At 71.8% G+C, this 13,354-nt stretch carries 16 protein-coding genes; 7 read left to right on the top strand and 9 right to left on the bottom strand.

Features of this window, described 5'->3' with window-relative positions:
- Window positions 1–8 precede the first annotated feature (8 nt).
- Window positions 9–857 (bottom strand): LysR family transcriptional regulator, encoded by an 849-nt coding sequence (locus MICAU_RS21325; protein ID WP_013287413.1) that lies wholly within the window; start codon window positions 855–857, stop codon window positions 9–11.
- A gap of 95 nt (window positions 858–952) precedes the next feature.
- On the opposite strand from MICAU_RS21325, the gene MICAU_RS21320 reads away from it, so the two are divergent.
- Complete coding sequence (locus MICAU_RS21320; RefSeq protein WP_013287412.1) at window positions 953–1,684, top strand: SDR family NAD(P)-dependent oxidoreductase; 732 nt, start codon at window positions 953–955, stop codon at window positions 1,682–1,684.
- A 10-nt stretch (window positions 1,685–1,694) separates the two neighbouring features.
- Here MICAU_RS21320 and MICAU_RS21315 read toward each other — a convergent pair whose 3' ends face one another.
- Both MICAU_RS21315 and MICAU_RS21310 read right to left on the bottom strand, forming a co-directional pair.
- A complete protein-coding gene (locus MICAU_RS21315; RefSeq protein ID WP_013287411.1) occupies window positions 1,695–2,474 on the bottom strand; it encodes a hypothetical protein in 780 nt (259 codons plus the stop codon).
- A 111-nt stretch (window positions 2,475–2,585) separates the two neighbouring features.
- A complete protein-coding gene (locus MICAU_RS21310) occupies window positions 2,586–3,056 on the bottom strand; it encodes a YfbM family protein (protein WP_244879647.1) in 471 nt (156 codons plus the stop codon).
- 88 nt (window positions 3,057–3,144) lie between these two features.
- On the opposite strand from MICAU_RS21310, the gene MICAU_RS21305 reads away from it, so the two are divergent.
- Entirely contained in the window at window positions 3,145–3,549 is a 405-nt protein-coding gene (locus tag MICAU_RS21305; protein WP_013287409.1) for an SRPBCC family protein, read from the top strand.
- Window positions 3,550–3,613: 64 nt separating this feature from the next.
- Here MICAU_RS21305 and MICAU_RS21300 read toward each other — a convergent pair whose 3' ends face one another.
- On the bottom strand, window positions 3,614–3,820 hold the full coding sequence (locus tag MICAU_RS21300) for a hypothetical protein (RefSeq protein WP_013287408.1): 207 nt from the start codon (window positions 3,818–3,820) through the stop codon (window positions 3,614–3,616).
- A gap of 82 nt (window positions 3,821–3,902) precedes the next feature.
- Window positions 3,903–4,868, bottom strand: a complete 966-nt coding sequence (locus MICAU_RS21295; RefSeq protein ID WP_013287407.1) for a trypsin-like serine peptidase — start codon at window positions 4,866–4,868, stop codon at window positions 3,903–3,905.
- Window positions 4,869–5,006: 138 nt separating this feature from the next.
- Between MICAU_RS21295 and MICAU_RS21290 the strand changes: the two genes are divergently transcribed.
- Together MICAU_RS21290 and MICAU_RS21285 are read left to right on the top strand one after the other, a co-directional pair.
- The gene (locus MICAU_RS21290) at window positions 5,007–5,789 is read left to right on the top strand and encodes an IS5/IS1182 family transposase (protein WP_013285023.1); all 783 of its coding nucleotides are present in this window, start codon (window positions 5,007–5,009) and stop codon (window positions 5,787–5,789) included.
- Window positions 5,790–6,067: 278 nt separating this feature from the next.
- Entirely contained in the window at window positions 6,068–6,583 is a 516-nt protein-coding gene (locus MICAU_RS21285) for a GNAT family N-acetyltransferase (RefSeq protein WP_013287406.1), read from the top strand.
- Window positions 6,584–6,589: 6 nt separating this feature from the next.
- Here MICAU_RS21285 and MICAU_RS21280 read toward each other — a convergent pair whose 3' ends face one another.
- The gene (locus MICAU_RS21280) at window positions 6,590–6,775 is read right to left on the bottom strand and encodes a DUF397 domain-containing protein (protein WP_013287405.1); all 186 of its coding nucleotides are present in this window, start codon (window positions 6,773–6,775) and stop codon (window positions 6,590–6,592) included.
- A complete protein-coding gene (locus MICAU_RS21275) occupies window positions 6,766–7,533 on the bottom strand; it encodes a DUF5753 domain-containing protein (protein WP_013287404.1) in 768 nt (255 codons plus the stop codon). The genes MICAU_RS21280 and MICAU_RS21275 overlap by 10 nt, the downstream gene beginning before the upstream one ends.
- 88 nt (window positions 7,534–7,621) lie before the next feature.
- Between MICAU_RS21275 and MICAU_RS21270 the strand changes: the two genes are divergently transcribed.
- Complete coding sequence (locus MICAU_RS21270) at window positions 7,622–7,936, top strand: hypothetical protein (protein WP_013287403.1); 315 nt, start codon at window positions 7,622–7,624, stop codon at window positions 7,934–7,936.
- A 66-nt stretch (window positions 7,937–8,002) separates the two neighbouring features.
- Here the strand turns inward: MICAU_RS21270 and MICAU_RS21265 are convergent, their stop codons facing one another.
- The gene (locus MICAU_RS21265) at window positions 8,003–10,858 is read right to left on the bottom strand and encodes an aconitate hydratase (protein ID WP_041784228.1); all 2,856 of its coding nucleotides are present in this window, start codon (window positions 10,856–10,858) and stop codon (window positions 8,003–8,005) included.
- A 156-nt stretch (window positions 10,859–11,014) separates the two neighbouring features.
- Between MICAU_RS21265 and MICAU_RS21260 the strand changes: the two genes are divergently transcribed.
- On the top strand, window positions 11,015–11,371 hold the full coding sequence (locus MICAU_RS21260; protein WP_013287401.1) for a VOC family protein: 357 nt from the start codon (window positions 11,015–11,017) through the stop codon (window positions 11,369–11,371).
- Window positions 11,372–11,395: 24 nt separating this feature from the next.
- Window positions 11,396–12,049, top strand: a complete 654-nt coding sequence (locus MICAU_RS21255; protein WP_013287400.1) for a DedA family protein — start codon at window positions 11,396–11,398, stop codon at window positions 12,047–12,049.
- Between the two features lie 499 nt (window positions 12,050–12,548).
- On the opposite strand, the gene MICAU_RS21250 is transcribed toward MICAU_RS21255, so the two are convergent.
- Window positions 12,549–13,313, bottom strand: coding sequence for a hypothetical protein (locus MICAU_RS21250; protein ID WP_244879645.1), 765 nt, complete (start codon window positions 13,311–13,313; stop codon window positions 12,549–12,551).
- Between the last annotated feature and the right edge of the window lie 41 nt (window positions 13,314–13,354).

The following is a 13,354-nucleotide window of genomic DNA, read 5'->3' as shown; positions in this document are numbered from 1 at the left end:
GCCGGTCCTCACAGGCGGGTGGCGGTGCGGACCAGTCCGGCCAGCGCCCGGGACCGGCTGTGCGGCGGCCAGGCGATCACGGTGGTCACCGTCGGCGCGTCCGGCACCGGCACGGCGGCCATGTCCGGCCACAGCAGCGACCGGCACGACTCCGGCAGCAGCACCGCGGTACGCCCGAGCGCGACCAGCTGGAGCAACTGGGAGTGGTCCCGCACCTCGGGGCCCGGCCCGTCCGGGTAGGTGCCGTCGCGCAGCGGCCAGCGCGGCAGCGGCAGGCCGGGCAGCGTCTCGACGTCGGCCATCCGCAGCTGCGCCCGCCCGGCCAGCGGATGCCCCGCCGGCAGGACCACGACCTGCTGTTCCGTCACCAGTTCCTCGGTGTCCAGTCCGGTCGTCGAGTCGAACGGCAGGTGCAGCAGCGCCACGTCGGCCCGACCGTCGCGCAGCAGCCGTTCCTGCTCACCGATGCCGGACAGCAGCACCTCCACCCGGACCGCGTCCGGCTCGGCGGCGTACGCGTCGAGCAGTTTCGGCAGCAGCTCGCTCGACGCCCCCGCCTTCGTCGCCAGCACGAGCCCGGCGCCGCCGTTCGCGGCCTCACCGGCGCGGCGGGTACGGCGGTCCGCGGCGTCCACCGCGTCCAGGGCCGCCCGGCCCTCACGGAGCAGCACCGATCCGGCCCCGGTGAGCGCGACGCGGCGGCTGTCCCGTTCCAGCAGCGTCACGCCGAGGCGCCGTTCGAGCTGGCGGATCGCCCGCGACAGCGGCGGCTGGGCGATGCCGAGGCGTCGCGCGGCGCGGCCGAAGTGCAGTTCCTCGGCGACCGCGACGAAGTAGCGAAGCTCCCGCGTCTCCATCCCGCCACCGTACCGCCGGATTGATACCCGTCGGGTATCGCCCGCTACCGAGGTGGTGTTGGAGGCCCGCCCGCTGCGCGGACAGGATCGACACCATGAGTGAACGGACGATCGCGCTGGTGACCGGCGCGAACAAGGGAATCGGGTACGAGATCGCGGCCGGCCTGGGCGCGCTCGGCTGGCGGGTGGGCGTCGGCGCCCGGGACGGGCAGCGGCTCGCCGAGGCGGTGGCGAAGCTGCGCGCGGGCGGCGTGGACGCGTTCGCCGTACCGCTGGACGTGACCGACGACGCGAGCGTGGCCGCCGCCGCCCGGCTGCTGGAGACGGAGGCCGGTGGCCTGGACGTGCTCGTCAACAACGCGGGCGTGACAGGTGGCGTGCCCCAGCACCCGGGTGACGTGGACGTCGCGACCATCAGGGCCGCCGTCGAGGTGAACGTGATCGGGGTGGTCCGGGTGACCGAGGCGATGCTGCCGTTGCTGCGCCGCTCGGCCTCGCCGCGGATCGTCAACATGTCCAGCGGCGTCGGCTCGCTGACCAGGCAGAGCGCATCCACAGGCGAGGACCAGACCGGTCCGCTGTCGGTCGCGTACGCGCCGTCCAAGAGCATGCTCAACGCGGTGACGATCCAGTACGCGCGGGCGCTCGCCGGGACGAACATCCTGGTCAACGCCGGCTGCCCCGGCTTCACCGCGACCGACCTGAACGGCTTCCGGGGCGTGCGGACCCCACAGCAGGGCGCGGCGGTCGCGATCCGGCTGGCGACGCTCCCCGACGACGGGCCGACCGGCGGCTACGTCGAGGACGCGGGCACGATCCCGTGGTGAGCGCCGCCCGTCAGCACCACATGACCGGGTTGCCGGTGGCCACCGACGCCGCGCACAGCCGGCGCAGCGGCTCCACGATGTAGGCGAAGTCCTCGCCCGGCCGGCTCCGGGTCCGCACCGCGAGCCGTTCGGGCGGCGGCTCGCCGTGCTCGCCCACCGGCCGCATCGCCACCACCGTCCGCGTCCCGCCGGCGGTGAACTCCACCCGGTCGCCGGGCAGCGGCCGCTGGCCGAACCGGACGGCCCGGAACAGCGTCACCGGCGGGTCGGCGCGGTCGAGGACGAAGAAGCCGTCCGGGTCGACGCCCGCCTGAAAGCCGGGGCCGAACATGAACAACCCGCGGTAGGCCTCGACGTACTGCATCACGACTGCGCCAGTCGCCTCGTCGATCAGCTCGACCTCGTCGGTGATCTGGTCGGTGCCTGCGATCGCGTCCAGCTCGGCGAGCGCGACCGCTGCCCGGTCGGCGGGCAGCGAGCCGCCGTTGGCGTCCGGCAGCGCGGCGGCGAGCGTCGGGAAACGGTGCTCGCCGGCCGCGCGCAACGCCTGCTGGAACAGGCGTACGCCGGCCCAGTTGGACACGCGCTCGCTGACCAGCTCCATGTGCCGGTGCGGGCAGGCGTCCCCGGTCATCCACGCGTAGAAGGCGTTGTCGGCGGCCCCGTCGTACTCGCCGGCCTGCACCAGCGCGAGCCACCCGTCCTCGTCGTAGCCGACCGGCCCGATCGGGCACGGCGTGGCGAGGCCGTCCTGCCAGCACCGGCAGTACACGAACGCGTCGAGTCCCACGCCGGCACGCTACCGGCGCCCGCCCCGGCGCCGCGCGCCGGTTTCGGCGGCTCAGGTGCCCGCGCACCGGCTCGCGACCGCTCGGGTGCCCGCGCGCCGATTCGCGGCGGCTCAGGTGACGGCGAGCAGCACGGCGTCGCCGCTCGCCGCCGCGTCGCGGTAGAAGTCGCGCAGCGCGGTGAAGTAGGGCAGCAGGTAGCCGTCGAACTCGTCGTCGCCGTCGTCCCAGATGTGCGGGTAGATCTCGGCCTCCGACATGGCCTCCGGGTCGAAGCGGGCCCGCAGCGTCGCGTCGTCCACCGCGTCGAGCCCGGCGGCCACGGTGCGGACCGCATCCGGCATGAGCAGCCGGGCCGGGCCCATGCCGAGATCCGGCCCGATCGGGTCGCCGCCGACGATCGCCGGCCCGGCGTCGCCCCGGATCTCGTACGTGGTGCCGGTCAGCAGGTAGTGCAGCCCGTGCCACGCCTTGTCGAGGTCGAGTTCGTCCGGACCGCCCTGGAACAGCGCGCCGACCGTGTCCGGATCGGCCAGCACCGTCGCCAGTTCCGCGCCGGACAGCCGGCGTGCGGTGAACACCATGCCCATGTGGTCGTCTCTCCGGGGGGGTGTCTGTGGGAATCGGCGGCAGCGTAACGCAGGCGTCCGACAGCCGTGTGATCATCGGCGTATGGCCACTGACACCCGGCACCTCAGCGTCCACATCGATCGTCCGGTGGCGGAGGTCTACGCCTTCGCCGCCGACCCGGCGAACCTGACCCGCTGGGCGCCGGGCCTCGGCGGTTCGGTCGTGTCCGTCGACGGCCACTGGTTCGTGGACACACCCGAAGGGCGGGCGCGGCTCACGTTCGCCCCTGCCAACGAGTACGGCGTGCTCGACCACGAGGTGCGGACGCCGTCGGGCGAGACGGTGTACGTGCCGTTGCGCGCCATCGCCGACGGCGACGCCACCGAGGTGGTGTTCAGCCTGCGGCGGATGCCAGGCATGAGCGACGCGGACTTCGACCGGGACACCGCGCTCGTGGAGGCGGACCTGGCCCGGCTCAAGGCCGTACTGGAGAGCGCCGCCGGCTGACCGGAATGGGAATTGCGCTGCGGCGAATAACAGCTGTGGTGGCCGGTGAATGCAATTCGGTGAATCAGTCGCCGATGGCGTCCCGCATTCGTTCCCTCGTCCAGTATTCGGACGGGTCGGTGGCGCCGGGGCTCGGATTGTGCGTCGCGACCACCGGGCCGGGCGGCGCCGGTCGCCCCGCGTCGCCCTCGCGCGCCGCGAGGACCACGACGGCCGCGGCGACGGCGAGCGCCGCGACGGCGGCCGCGCCGAGCAGCACACGATGTGACATGTCGCCTCCTCCGGGCCGGGTGCCGGTCCGCCTGGTGCCGGCCCGCCTGGTGCGCCGGGTGGCACACCAGGCGGACCGTCGTTCACCAGGTGTCGTTCGCGTACGTGTTGTAGAGCGTCCCCACCACCGCGGCGGAGAAGTACGGCGAGCCGTTCGTGTTCGAGCCGCTCGAGTAGCTCATCACCCCGTGCACGTCACCACGTCTGGTGGTGTTGTCGTAGCTGTAGTACCACGGGCCGCCGCTCGAACCGCCCCCGAAGCCGCAGTTCATCTCGATCCGGTTGCTGCCCGCGTCCCTCGACGTGCCCGAGCAGACCCACTGGATCTCGCCGCTGTCCTTGTTGCTCGGGTAGCCGAAGATGTCGTAGTGGTACGCCCGGCCACCGCCGGTGAGCAGCCCGTTGGCGCCGACCGCGTCCACGATCGACCGGCTGCCGTAGACGAGCGCGACGGCCACGTCGTACTGCCGCTCACGGGTGCTGATCCAGCCGCTCGGCACCGCGAGCGTGGACCAGTCCCAGGTGCCGTACGGCTGCGCGCCGTTGCGGTACGACGGCACGAACATCCAGTTCGCGGTGTGCCAGTCCCGGCCCGGCCCGTCGTGCACGCAGTGCGCGGCGGTGAAGACCATGTTGCGCGCCGGACTGTTCACCACGCTCGCCGAGCAGTAGTGGCCGAGACCGTCGGTGGAACTGGTGTAGAAGATCTTCCCCACCGTGATCGACTCGTTCAGTTGGGTGCCGAAGCCGCTGCCGTCCTTCGGTGCCACCGCCTCCGCGAAGCGCCGCACCCGCTCCGCGGTGGGGCTCTGGGTGACCGGGCCGGCGGCCTTCTCCACCTCGTCGGCGGGAGTGGCCGCCGCCATGCGCTCGGCCGTCCAGTAGGCCCTGGCCTGCGAGGACGACCCCGCCTTGCGCTCGATCGACGTGACAGCAGCCGGAGCGGCCGTGCCTGCGGCGGTGCCGGTGCCGGCCAGTGCCGGAGTGCCGGCGAGGATCGCCGGCAGGATCAGGGCCGGCAGGGCCAGAAGTCTGATCGTCGTCTTCATGAAATCCTTCCCAGTGAGCCATTTTCATCGTGACGGCGCAGGTCACGGGCGGTGTGGGAGGCCGGTGTCCAGGTAGGACGAGGCTCCCGGTAAGACAGCAATCGACCAAGATCAGATGCCCCAACCGGGAGCCTCGCTGTGCTGTCTTACCCTGCCGCGATTCCGTTGTCCACCCGCAGCCTGAACCACCTCGCCGCCCTCATCCGAACCCGCCGCCAGCAGCAACGGTCTCGGTGGCGACGCCTCGACCCCGGCCGGCAAGCCCTGCTCGCCCTGGCCCACCTGCGCAACGGCGACACCTACACCCGCCTGGCCGCCGGATTCGACATCGGCGTCACGACCGCCTGGCGTTATGTCCGCGAGGCCATCGACCTGCTCGCCGCGACCGCCGACGACCTGGCCACGGCCATGACCAGGATCCGTCTGCTCGCCTACGCAATCCTCGACGGCACCCTGATCCCGATCGACCGGGTCGCCAACCAGAAGCCGTACTACTCCGGAAAACACAAGCGTCACGGCGTGAACGTGCAGGTCATCGCCGACGCGGCCGGGCGTCTCGTCTGGGCCTCGGCCGCGCTGCCCGCCTCGACGCACGACCTGACCGCCGCCCGCACCCACGGCATCATCGACGCCCTGGCCAGCACCGACGTGATGACCTTCGCGGACAAGGGCTATCAAGGCGCCCCCGGCAGCGTGCGCACCCCGTTCAAGCGGCGCCGCTTCCGGCCGAAGCTGTCACGCCGGCAGAAGGCCGTCAACCGAGCGCACGCGAAGATCCGCGCCCGCGGCGAACGCGCGATCGCCACCCTCAAGACCTGGAAAATCCTGGTCAAGCTGCGCTGCTGCCCACGCCGAGCGACCGCGATCGTGCAGGCCATCCTCGTCCTGCACCGCGTCGAAGCCGACCGCCACGCAGGATGAAAATGGCTCAGTGTTCGATTCCCGGATCGAAACTGGAGCGCCCCCGTTGTTCATCGCGATATCGGCAACGTATCGACGGGCTTCGGAGCGTGTCAACGAATCATGGACGTCGATTGTTTGCGGTGTCGGATGTGCGATCGGGGGGGCGAGGGACATCACCGAATTGCAATTTCGCGATGAGTGGGATGCCGGCTTCAGCGGTCGTTCGTTGCCGCCGGTTCGTGAGCGGCGCTCGGCCTCGGTAGCCTCGAAGCCGTGACGAAGGGGCCGGGGCCACCATGACTGCTGATCCGCCGCCCGCCACCGGACGACTGACCTTCGCCGAGATGACCGTCGACGACCTCGACGACATGGCCGCCCTTCTCGGCGACCCGGTCGTGATGCGCTACTACCCGCGACCGAAGATCCGGGCGGAGGCACTGGACTGGATCCGCTGGAACGAGGGCCTCTACCGCGGCCACGGCTTCGGACTGTGGGTGCTCAGGTCACGGGCGACAGGCGAGTTCGTCGGCGACTGCGGTCTCACTCCGCAGCCGGTGGACGGGGTGATGGAGGTCGAAGTCGGTTACCACCTGCGGACCGGGATGCAGGGTCGCGGATTCGCCACGGAGGCGGCGGCCGCGTGTCGCGACCACGCGCGCGATCGGCTGGGCGTCGACCGTCTCGTCGCGATCATCCACCCGGACAACATGCCCTCACAGCGGGTCGCGGAGCGGATCGGGCTGAGCTTCGAGCGTGCGACGACGTCCGAATCGGGGGATCCGGTGCATGTGTACGCCGCGCGTCTGGCCTGACCGGGCTCAGCGGCGGGTCGACGTCACGAACCGGGTCCACGCGGCCGGGGTGAAGGTGAGCACCGGCCCGGCCGGGTCCTTCGAGTCGCGGACGCCGACCACACCGGGCAGGTTGCCGGCGACCTCGACGCAGTTGCCGCCGTTGCCGCCGCTGCGGGTGCTCTTGCGCCACCGGGCGCCGCTCAGGTCCATGCCGCCGCCACTTCCCTCAGCAGTTCCAGGGTCCGCGCGCGGGGCAGCGCCTCGCCCCGGATGCGTTCCCACCGACGCTCCAGGGTAGCAATCTCCGAGGGCTGCTCGATGATCTGCGCGCGGGCCTGGCTGTCCACATGCGCCACGCGGTTGCCGTCGCGCAGCTCCGCGATGACGAACGGCCCGTCCAGCCCGGGATAGGTCGGTGTGTCGGCCGGCACCACGTGGAGCTGCACGTTCGGCAGCTCGGCGCAGGCGAGCAGGTGGGTCACCTGCGCGGCCATCAGCGCCCGGTCGCCGGCGGCGGTGCGGCGCAGTACCTGCTCGTCGAGCACCACGACGTACAGCGGCCCGCGCGGCCGGGTGAGGATGCCCTGCCGGTCCAGCCGGGCGGTGACCAGGTCGGTGATCTCGTCGGCGGTCAGCGGCTGGCCGATGAACGTGGCCCGGGCGTACGCCTCGGTCTGCAACAGACCCGGCACCCACGCCAGCTCGAACGTGCGTAGCGCGACCGCCTCGCGTTCGATGTCCACCCACGGGCGGAACCAGACGGGCTCGCGGCGGCGGACCGCGTCGGGCCAGAGCGCCTCGATCGGCTGGCCCAGCAGGTTCGCCACAGTCGCGCGGTGCCGGCTCTGCGGGATGTGCCCGGGGTTCGCCCACCGGGCCACCGTCTTCGGGTGCAGGCCGAGCCGCTCCGCCAGGCTCTCGGCGGTGTGGCCGGCGCCGGCCAGCGCGGTGACGAAGGCGTGGTTCATGCCCATTCCTCCCCGGAGCAAAAGAACCGTCCGAAGGAGATTACACAACGCTGTGTGATTGTTCGGCCACCCTCGGCACGGTGGAGGCATGACCGAACCGACACCCACATCGGCGTACCCCCGGGTGGTGCTGCCGCTGACCGGCCACCGCGCGTGCGGTCCGGCCTGGCGCTGCGACCGCTGCGGCGAGCCCTGGCCGTGCCCGACCCTGCGGGCCGCGCCCACCGACGCGGCCCGCCGCGCCACGATGATCCCCGAGTTCTCCCGGCTCACCCGGCAGGCCATCCGCGACCTGCGCGGCCGCCCCGACGGCCCGGACCCGATCGCGATCGTGCGGCGCTTCCTGTGGTTCCTGCCGCTCACCGACTCCGAGGCACGCGCCGTCGCGCTCCGCCTCCGCTGAGATGTAAGGAAGGGCCCCTTCTTAACAGACGTCTGTTAAGAAGGGGCCCTTCCTTACATGAAGAACTCAGCTGGCGATCATGCGGCGCAGCACGTACTGCAGGATGCCGCCGTGCCGGTAGTAGTCCGCCTCACCCGGGGTGTCGATGCGGACCACGGCGTCGAACTCCACGCCGGTGTCGGTGGTGACCTTCACCGTGCGCGGGGTGTCGCCGTCGTTCAGCGCGGTGACGCCGCTGATCGAGAACGTCTCCGTGCCGGTGAGGCCCAGCGACTCGGCGGTCTCGCCGCCCGGGAACTGCAGCGGCAGCACGCCCATGCCGATCAGGTTCGAGCGGTGGATCCGCTCGTACGACTCGGCGATGACCGCCTTCACGCCCAGCAGCATGGTGCCCTTGGCCGCCCAGTCACGCGACGAGCCGGAGCCGTACTCCTTGCCGGCCAGGATGACCAGCGGGACGCCCGCCTCCTGGTACGCCATCGAGGCGTCGTAGATCGAGGTCTGCTCGCCGGTCAGGTGGTTGACCGTGAAGCCGCCCTCGACACCCGGGACGAGCTGGTTGCGCAGCCGGATGTTGGCGAACGTGCCCCGGATCATCACCTCGTGGTTGCCGCGGCGGGAGCCGTACGAGTTGAACTCGTGCCGGGCCACGCCGTGCTCGGCCAGGTACTTGCCGGCGGGGGAGTCCGCCTTGATCGAACCGGCCGGGGAGATGTGGTCGGTGGTCACCGAGTCGCCCAGCTTCGCCAGCACGCGCGCGTCGGCGATGTCCTGGACCGGGGCCGGCTCCTGCTGCATGCCCTCGAAGTACGGGGGCTTGCGCACGTACGTCGACTCGCCGTCCCAGGAGAACGTGTCACCGGTCGGGGTCGGCAGCGACTGCCAGCGCTCGTCACCGGCGAACACGTCGGCGTACGCGGCGCTGAAGCCGGTCGCGCCGATCGCCGAGGCGATGACGTCCTGGATCTCGGCGCTGTTCGGCCAGATCTCCCGCAGGAACACCGGGTTGCCCTGGGCGTCCTCGCCGATCGGCTCGTTCGCCAGGTCGATGTCCATGGTGCCGGCGAGCGCGTACGCGACCACCAGCGGCGGGGACGCCAGGTAGTTCATCTTGACGTCCGGGTTGATCCGGCCCTCGAAGTTGCGGTTGCCGGACAGCACCGACACGACTGCGAGGTCACCGTCGTTGACGGCGGCGGAGACCTCCTCCGGCAGCGGGCCGGAGTTGCCGATGCAGGTGGTGCAGCCGTAGCCGACCAGGTTGAAGCCGAGCTTCTCCAGGTACGGCGTGAGGCCGGCGCGGTCGTAGTAGTCCATGACGACCTTCGAACCCGGCGCCAGGGTGGTCTTCACCCACGGCTTGCGGGCCAGGCCCTTGTCCACCGCGTTGCGGGCCAGCAGCGCGGCGCCGATCATGACCTGCGGGTTCGAGGTGTTGGTGCAGGAGGTGATCGCGGCGATCACCACGGCGCCGTGGTCCAGCTCGTACTCGACGCCGTCGGCGCCGGTCACGCGTACCGGATTGCTGGCCCGGCCGCCCGCGCCCACCGCGGCGGTCTCCAGGTCGCGCGGCGCGTCCGCCGGGTCGTTGACGCCGTTGGCGGGGGAGTCGCTGGCCGGGAACGACTCGGCCGACGCCTCGTCGGCCGGGCCGTCGGCACCGAACGGCTTCTCCTGCTGCGGCACGCCCGGCTTGCGGCCCGGGTCGCCACCGGTCTCGTCGGCTGCCACGTAGTCGCTGAGCGCGGCGCGGAACAGCGTCTTGGCGCTGCCCAGCGGCACCCGGTCCTGCGGGCGCTTCGGGCCGGCCAGCGACGGCTCGATGGTGCCGAGGTCCAGCTCCAGGCGCTCGGAGTACTCCGGCTCGCGCTCCGGGTCGTGCCAGAGGCCCTGCTCCTTGGCATACGCCTCGACCAGCGCCACCTGAGACGCGTCGCGGCCGGTCAGCTCCAGGTAGCGGACGGTCTCGGCGTCGATCGGGAAGATCGCCACGGTCGAGCCGTACTCCGGCGACATGTTGCCGATGGTGGCGCGGTTCGCCAGCGGCACCGCGCTCACGCCCGGGCCATAGAACTCGACGAACTTGCCGACCACACCGTGCTTGCGCAGCATCTCGGTGATGGTCAGCACCAGGTCGGTGGCGGTGGTGCCGGCCGGCATCTCGCCGGAGAGCTTGAAGCCGACGACCCGGGGGATCAGCATGCTGACCGGCTGGCCGAGCATCGCGGCCTCGGCCTCGATGCCGCCGACGCCCCAGCCCAGCACGCCCAGGCCGTTGACCATGGTGGTGTGCGAGTCGGTGCCGACGACCGTGTCCGGGTACGCCTGGCCGTTGCGCTCCATGATCGTACGGGCCAGGTACTCGATGTTGACCTGGTGCACGATGCCGGTGCCCGGCGGGACGACCTTGAACTCGTTGAACGCGGTCTGACCCCAGCGCAGGAACTGGTAGCGCTCCTTGTTGCGCTCGTACTCCAGCTCGACGTTGCGCTCGAAGGCGTCCTCGCGGCCGAACAGGTCGGCGATGACCGAGTGGTCGATGACCAGCTCGGCCGGGGCCAGGGGGTTGACCTTGGTGGCGTCGCCGCCCAGGTCACGGACCGCCTCGCGCATGGTGGCCAGGTCGACCACGCAGGGCACGCCGGTGAAGTCCTGCATCAGCACCCGGGCCGGGGTGAACTGGATCTCCACGCTCGGGTCGGCGGTGGCGTCCCACGCGCCGAGCTGCTGGATGTGGTCGGCGGTGATGTTCGCGCCGTCCTCGGTCCGCAGCAGGTTCTCCAGCAGGATCTTCAAGCTGTAGGGCAGTCGCTCGTGGCCCTCCACCTTGTCGATCCTGAAAATCTCGTAGCTCGCGTCTCCGACGCGTAGCTGGGTCTTCGCACCGAAGGTGTCGAGGCTCGCCACGTCGTACTCCTTCACACCAGCGACCGTGAGTAGTCCTGAGCAGTTTGTCGCACCGGCCGGGGCGCTGCCGTGCTTAGGCAACACTTACCTGCGTCGGTCTCTACAAAACCGTACGTCCGTCTTGCTATTCGTGCAACCTCGTGCCACGCTGCGGGACGAGGAGGTGCCACCATGATCCATCACGTCCTGCTCGCCTGCCCTCGCGGCTCCGAGGACGCGTCCCGCTCCTTCTACGCGGGCCTGCTCGGCCTCACCGAGAAGCCCAAACCCCCGGCCCTCGCCGCCCGCGGTGGCTGCTGGTTCACCGGGTACGACGCCGAACTGCACCTGGGCGTCGAGGACGACTTCCGCCCGGCCCGCAAGGCGCACCCCGCGCTGCTGCGCACCGACCTGGACGAGCTGGCCGCCCGCCTCGACGCCGCCGGACACACAGTGACCTGGGGCGACGACGAGATTCCCGGCATGCGTCGGTTCCACACGTACGACCCGCACGGCAACCGGCTGGAGTTTCTGGCCCCCGCGGGCTGACCCGGCGCGGGTAGGGTCGGGCGGGTGGTCGACGTACAGCACTGGCTCGCCGCGCTCCCACCGGCCCTGATCTGCCTGCTCGTGGGCGGGGTGATCGGCGTGGAGAGCATGGGCATCCCGCTGCCCGGCGAGATCGTGCTGGTCAGCGCCGCCCTGCTCGCCGCCACAGGCGTCGTCGGGCCCGAGTGGGTGGCCGCCGCCGCGGCGACAGGCGCCATCATCGGCGACTCCGTCGGGTACGCCGTCGGCCGCCGTGGTGGCCGCCCCCTGCTGGAACGGCTCGGCCGGCGCTTCCCGAAACACCTCGGCCCGGCACACCTGGCCCGCGCCGAGCTGAGCTTCGCCCGGCACGGCGTCTGGGCCGTGTTCTTCGGGCGGTTCGTCGCGCTGCTGCGCATCCTCGCCGGGCCGCTCGCCGGGGCGCTGCGCGTGCCGTACCGCCGGTTCCTGGTCGCGAACGCCGCGGGCGGGCTGGTGTGGGCGTTCGGCACCACCTACCTGCTGTTCTACCTCGGGCAGGCCGCCGAGCACTGGCTCAAGGACATCTCCTGGGCCGGACTGGTGCTGGCGGTGCTGGCCGGCGTGGTGAGTACCGCGTGGCTGCGCCGCCGGGCCAAGCGCCTGCACGTGTCCGAGCCTTCCGACCAGCCCACCCCGGTCCCCGCAGCCGACCGCTGACCCCCGCCCCAGCGCCTTCCCTCGCCTCTGCCTCTGCCCCGGTGTGCCCTCGCCTCTGCGCCGCCGCCCTCGCCTGGTCCCGCTCTCGCCCGGCCCGGCACTCGCCCTTGCGCTGCCTGCCCTCGCCAGGCCCCGCCTCACCCTTGCGCTGCCCGCCCCCACCCGGTTGATCAAGGAGTTTGTGTCCTGCAGCAGCTCCCGCAGTGGCACAAACTCCTTGATCACCGATGTGGGTGGGTGGGGCGGCGAGCAGTGCGGGGTCACGGTGGACCGGGTGGGCGCGATGCCCGGGTGGACCGGGGGCGTGATGTCCCGCAGCGGGAAGGCCCACGAGATCTTGGTAGGAAAAGGCCCTCAGAGAAGCCGTTTCCTACCAAGATCTCGGCCGGCCGCACCCGACCCGACCACTCCAGAGCGTCGATCATGAAGTTGGCGGCGACAGAACGGACAGGAAACGCCGTCAACTTCATGATCGACGGGGCGGGGTGCGTGCCGGCGGTCAGGGGGCGGTGAGCAGGGTGAGCAGGGTGTCGCGGGCGGTGCGGACGGGGTCGCGGGACTCCTCGGTGTGGTCCAGCGCGTCGAATCCGTGCTGCCCGTTCGGCACGTCCACCACGCACAGCGGGATCCCTCGCCGCCGCGCGACAGCCGTGAACGCCTCGATCGTCGGGGCGACCTCGGGCCGCTCCCGCCCGGCCCGGGTCAGCACGAGCGTCGGCCGTGCCGCGCCCTCCGTCTGCGCGGCTCCGACACCTGCGCCGGCGGGCAGGTCGAGGGCGTCGATCGGGCGGAAGCGCGGGTCCACCGGCGGCCATCCGGGCAGCGGCGCCAGCAGGGGATAGGTGGCGGCCACGCCCCGCAGCCAGGCGGGCGGGTCGCGGAGCCAGTCGCCGAGCAGCAGGCCGGCGCCGGAGAAGAACCACAGCCCGAGCCGGTCGGCGTCGACGCGCGGGTCGGCGCGGAGCATTTCGGCGGCGGCGGCGACCCGCGCGGCGACCGTGTACAGGTCGTCCGGGCTCGCGACGGTGAGCCGGGGGATCGCGGTCAGCACGCCTGCCTCGGCGAGCAGCGCGCCGTAGCCGCGGTAGAGCGGCCAGTCCCGCGCGTCGGGTGCTTCGGGCGGCCCCGGTACGCCGTGCACGACGACGACCGCGGGATGCCGGCCGTCGCCGGCGGGCACGTGCAGGTCGACGTCGCCGTGCCGTTTAACGGCGGCGGGCGGGGGATCGAGGACGAACGGGCCCTCCCAGAAAACGGTTCCCATCATGGCGATGGTAGGAGAATCCGCCGCCCGCGACTGTCCGG

The organism is Micromonospora aurantiaca ATCC 27029, from assembly GCF_000145235.1.
Taxonomy (GTDB): Bacteria; Actinomycetota; Actinomycetes; order Mycobacteriales; family Micromonosporaceae; genus Micromonospora; species Micromonospora aurantiaca.
This window is presented reverse-complemented; position numbering and strand designations above follow the sequence as displayed.

What these genes read in the sequence shown, in the direction of transcription:
- MICAU_RS21325 (WP_013287413.1), bottom strand. Translation starts at nt 857, where the DNA reads ATGGAGACGCGGGAGCTTCGCTACTTCGTCGCGGTCGCCGAGGAACTG.
- MICAU_RS21320 (WP_013287412.1), top strand. Translation starts at nt 953, where the DNA reads ATGAGTGAACGGACGATCGCGCTGGTGACCGGCGCGAACAAGGGAATC.
- MICAU_RS21310 (WP_244879647.1), bottom strand. Translation starts at nt 3,056, where the DNA reads ATGGTGTTCACCGCACGCCGGCTGTCCGGCGCGGAACTGGCGACGGTG.
- MICAU_RS21305 (WP_013287409.1), top strand. Translation starts at nt 3,145, where the DNA reads ATGGCCACTGACACCCGGCACCTCAGCGTCCACATCGATCGTCCGGTG.
- MICAU_RS21300 (WP_013287408.1), bottom strand. Translation starts at nt 3,820, where the DNA reads ATGTCACATCGTGTGCTGCTCGGCGCGGCCGCCGTCGCGGCGCTCGCC.
- MICAU_RS21295 (WP_013287407.1), bottom strand. Translation starts at nt 4,868, where the DNA reads ATGAAGACGACGATCAGACTTCTGGCCCTGCCGGCCCTGATCCTGCCG.
- MICAU_RS21285 (WP_013287406.1), top strand. Translation starts at nt 6,068, where the DNA reads ATGACTGCTGATCCGCCGCCCGCCACCGGACGACTGACCTTCGCCGAG.
- MICAU_RS21280 (WP_013287405.1), bottom strand. Translation starts at nt 6,775, where the DNA reads ATGGACCTGAGCGGCGCCCGGTGGCGCAAGAGCACCCGCAGCGGCGGC.
- MICAU_RS21275 (WP_013287404.1), bottom strand. Translation starts at nt 7,533, where the DNA reads ATGAACCACGCCTTCGTCACCGCGCTGGCCGGCGCCGGCCACACCGCC.
- MICAU_RS21270 (WP_013287403.1), top strand. Translation starts at nt 7,622, where the DNA reads ATGACCGAACCGACACCCACATCGGCGTACCCCCGGGTGGTGCTGCCG.
- MICAU_RS21260 (WP_013287401.1), top strand. Translation starts at nt 11,015, where the DNA reads ATGATCCATCACGTCCTGCTCGCCTGCCCTCGCGGCTCCGAGGACGCG.
- MICAU_RS21250 (WP_244879645.1), bottom strand. Translation starts at nt 13,313, where the DNA reads ATGGGAACCGTTTTCTGGGAGGGCCCGTTCGTCCTCGATCCCCCGCCC.